Origin of the sequence: Idiomarina sp. UBA4206, assembly GCF_002383015.1 — a bacterium.
In the GTDB taxonomy this organism is placed as follows: Bacteria; Pseudomonadota; Gammaproteobacteria; order Enterobacterales; family Alteromonadaceae; genus Idiomarina; species Idiomarina abyssalis.
This window is the reverse complement of the sequence record NZ_DFTS01000021.1, coordinates 31207-34514: the sequence shown is the minus strand read 5'-3', so window position 1 is coordinate 34514 and position 3308 is coordinate 31207. Positions and strand designations below refer to the sequence as shown.

2 protein-coding genes and 1 pseudogene are annotated in these 3308 nt (G+C 47.9%); all 3 read left to right on the top strand.

The genetic code is table 11. The features are described from left to right. On the top strand, window positions 1–346 hold a 346-nt coding region (locus tag B3180_RS04595), incomplete at its 5' end, for a transketolase-like TK C-terminal-containing protein (protein ID WP_414654025.1). 12 nt (window positions 347–358) lie between these two features. After that, window positions 359–2134 carry a dihydrolipoyllysine-residue acetyltransferase gene (aceF, locus tag B3180_RS04590; RefSeq protein ID WP_278358260.1) on the top strand — a complete coding sequence of 592 codons (1776 nt, stop codon included), beginning with the start codon at window positions 359–361 and terminating at the stop codon, window positions 2132–2134. A 111-nt stretch (window positions 2135–2245) separates the two neighbouring features. Further along, window positions 2246–3308, top strand: a pseudogene (locus tag B3180_RS04585) (dihydrolipoyl dehydrogenase family protein); the annotation flags it as partial.

Here is a 3308-nt window from a genome sequence, read left to right as displayed (position 1 = left end):
CTGGAACATGCTACATCCGGAGAAGAAAGAAAAAGAAGCTTATATCACACAAGCCATGAAGAAAGCGAAAGGACCTGCTGTAGCAGCAACCGACTACATCAAGTTGTATGCTGATCAGGTTCGTGCCTGGGTTCCTACCTCGTACCGCGTGTTGGGTACCGACGGTTTTGGACGCTCGGACAGCCGCGCTAACTTGCGTAAGCATTTTGAGATTAATCCGCAATACATTGTGGTTGCTGCGCTAAAAGAGTTAGCGGATCAAGGTGATATCGATAAGAAAGTGGTAGCGAAAGCTATCAAAGACTACGATATCGACACTGACAAACTCAACCCACGTTTGGCGTAAGGAGGTACTGAGATGGCCGATCAAATCGAACTCAAAGTCCCCGACGTGGGCGGAGAAGAAGTAGAAGTCATTGAAATTCTCGTCAGTAAAGGCGATACCGTTGAACAAGAAGACGGTATTGTGACGGTTGAGAGTGACAAAGCGTCAATGGATATTCCGGCATCTTCAGGCGGTAAAATTGTTGAGCTGAAGGTAAAAGTTGGCGATACCATCAGCGAAGGAGATGTACTGGCTATTGTTGAAGCTGCCGGCGACTCTGACTCTTCGGATGACGAAGAAGAGAAAGAAGACGAAAATTCAGAGGAAAAAGAAGACAAGTCTGACGATAAAGACGAAGAAAAAGCGTCTGAGTCGAAAGATGAGGACAAAGAAGAGAACAAAGAAGAGAAGAAAGAATCTTCTGAGCCGAAGAAGTCCTCAGGCGAGAGTAAAGTCATTGATGTGGAAGTCCCGGACATTGGTGATGAAGAAGACGTCGAAATTATTGAGATTTTGGTCTCTAAAGGCGACTCAGTCTCTGCCGAAGACGGCTTAATTACACTGGAAACCGACAAAGCCACTATGGATGTGCCTTGCCCGGAAGACGGTGAAATTGAAGAAATGCTGGTCAATGTCGGCGATAAAGTGTCGCAGGGTTCTGTCATTGCGAAACTGAAAGTATCCGGTGGCGCTGACGATTCCGAAGCAGAAGAAGACGATTCTGCCAAGGAAGAGAAGTCAGAGTCCGGCAAGGAGTCGGATAAGAAATCTGATGACAAAGATCAGGACAAAGGAAAAGACAGCGGCAGCAGTGCTAAGCCAAGTAGCGAACGCCAGCCGCCGGTACCTGATCACCCAAGTCAGCGTAGCGACCGAAAAGAAGGAATTTTGCATGCGTCGCCTGCGGTACGCCGTGTCGCGCGTGAGTTTGGTGTCGACTTGTCACAAGTCAAAGGCAGCGGACCTAAAGACCGTATACTGAAAGAAGACGTACAAGATTTCGTTAAATACGAACTCTCTCGTCCGAAAGCCGTTGCGGGCGCAACTGGCCAGGGCGGTGGTGGACTGCAGGTGATTGATCCACCTAAGGTCGACTTCAGCAAGTTTGGTGAAGTGGAAGAGGTTCAACTGTCACGCATTCAGCGTAAGTCAGGACCTAACCTGCACCGCAACTGGGTGACCATACCGCACGTTACGCAATTCGACGAAGCGGATATCACCGAGCTGGAAAACTTCCGTAAATCAGAAAACGAAGTGGCTAAGAAAAAAGACCTTGGCTTCAAGATCACGCCATTGGTGTTTATTCTTAAGGCTTGTGCCAAAGCACTGCGCGAGTTCCCGACCTTCAACTCCTCGTTGTCGGAATCAGGCGAGTCGTTGTACATGAAAAAGTATGTGCACATTGGTATTGCAGTAGATACACCAAATGGTCTGGTTGTTCCGGTTATTCGCGATGTTGACCAAAAAGGCATTTACGAGCTGTCAGAAGAGCTGGTCGAAATTAGCACGAAAGCACGTGACGGTAAGTTGAAAGCTACTGATATGCAGGGTGGCTGTTTCTCAATTTCCAGTCTTGGCGGTATTGGTGGTACAGCCTTTACACCAATAGTAAACGCACCGGATGTTGCCATATTGGGCGTTTCTCGTAACGAGATGAAGCCAAAATGGAACGGTAAAGAGTTTGAGCCGCGTCTGACACTGCCTCTGTCGTTGTCTTATGACCATAGGGTGATAGACGGTGCAGAAGCAGCTCGCTTTACGGCTTACTTAAGCGGTGTACTGGGAGATATCCGCAAATTGGTGCTTTAAGCACCAATTTGGACGGGAAATACGAATTAATTCGCGCTACAATAGCGCCACATTTAGCGTTGACTGACCGCGGCCGGTGGCTCAACTGGTCGTGACAAAAAAGGGGTTAACATGAGCGACAAAATTACAACACAGGTAGTAGTGTTAGGTTCGGGCCCAGGTGGATATTCAGCAGCTTTCCGCGCAGCTGATTTGGGTCTGGATGTTGTTTTGATTGAGCGTTACAGCACCTTAGGCGGTGTTTGCCTTAATGTTGGCTGTATCCCGTCAAAAGCACTGCTGCACATGACCAAGCACATTGAAGAAGCACAACACCTGGCTGCAGAAGGCATTGAGTTTGGTGAGCCGAAGATTGACCTGGACAAGCTGCGTAAGCACAAAGAGAAAGTGGTTGGTCAGTTAACCGGCGGCCTTGGTCAGATGTCGAAAATGCGTAAGGTAAAAATCGTCAACGGTTACGGTAAATTTACCGGCAGCAACACCATTAAAGTTGAAGGCGACGACGGCGAAACCGAAGTTAAATTTGATAATGCTATTATCGCGGCGGGTTCTCAGGCCATTAAATTGCCGTTCATCCCACACGACGACGACCGCGTATGGGACTCAACTGACGCACTGGAATTGAAAGAAATTCCGAAGAAAATGCTGTTGTTAGGTGGCGGTATTATCGCTCTGGAAATGGGTCAGGTTTACGCGTCATTAGGCTCTAAAGTTGATGTTGTTGAAATGACTGATCAGCTGGTGCCACCAGCGGACGCTGACATTATTAAGAGCTTTAACAAGCAAATTAAAGGTCGCTTCGAAAACGTGATGTTAAGCACCAAAGCAACCAACGTTGAAGCGAAAAAAGACGGAGTTTACGTCACTTTTGAAGGTGATAAAGCGCCAAAAGATCCGGTGAAATACGACGCGGTTCTGGTTGCTGTAGGTCGCGCGCCAAACGGTAATAAAATTGATGCGGACAAAGCAGGCGTTAAGGTTGACGACCGTGGCTTCATCAATGTTGACAGCCAAATGCGTACTAACGTTGATCACATCTTCGCTATCGGCGATATCGTTGGTCAGCCAATGCTGGCGCATAAAGCGGTGCACGAATCGCATGTTGCGGCAGAAGTTATTGCTGGTAAGAAGCACTTCTTCGAACCTAAAGTCATTCCTTCTATCATGTACACGT

Bases quoted from the DNA above. Each gene is read 5' to 3' on its own strand.
- aceF (WP_278358260.1), top strand. From the start codon at position 359: ATGGCCGATCAAATCGAACTCAAAGTCCCCGACGTGGGCGGAGAAGAA.